This window comes from Frigoribacterium sp. CFBP9029 (assembly GCF_034045305.1).
Taxonomy (GTDB): Bacteria; Actinomycetota; Actinomycetes; order Actinomycetales; family Microbacteriaceae; genus Frigoribacterium.
In genome coordinates this window covers 1-496 of record NZ_JAXCWB010000027.1, presented here as the reverse complement: position 1 = coordinate 496, position 496 = coordinate 1, and the positions used below count along the sequence as shown (strand labels likewise).

At 66.9% G+C, this 496-nt stretch carries 1 protein-coding gene; it reads left to right on the top strand.

The window, feature by feature from the left end; all coding sequences use genetic code 11:
• Positions 1–70: 70 nt before the first annotated feature.
• On the top strand, positions 71–496 hold a 426-nt coding region (locus tag SOM11_RS15040), incomplete at its 3' end, for a hypothetical protein (protein ID WP_320478551.1).

Genomic DNA, 496 nt, shown 5'->3' with positions numbered 1-496 from the left:
CGGTTCGGTGTCGGCGCTCGAGGTCCCTGCCACGGAGCTGGTGCGTGGTGAGACCTCCGAGTTGAAGTTCATGGTTCGCAACACCCAGGAGCACCGGGGCTTCGCGCCCAAGGTCGTGCTGACCGCACCGGAAGGAACGACGTTCCCCGAGCAGGCGACGGCGTCGAGCCGGTACAAGGCCACGACCGCGGACGGCTGGTTGGTCTGGGATGGCTACGACCTCAAGGAAGGCGTCGTCTCGAACGACGGGAAGACCCTGACCTTCGACAACAGCGACCACCGCATCACCGCTGTAGCGGACCGCGACATCGAATACACGGTGAAGGTCGAGACGGCCGCCGACGCCCTCGACGTGCCCGACAACAAGCTCGGCTTCGTCTACTCGGGCGTGTCCGCTGCAGGCTACTTCCAGACCGCGGGCAGCGCTCCGGTCTCGATCCCGGGCGCTCTCGGTTCGGTGTCGGCGCTCGAGGTCCCTGCCACGGAGCTGGTGCGT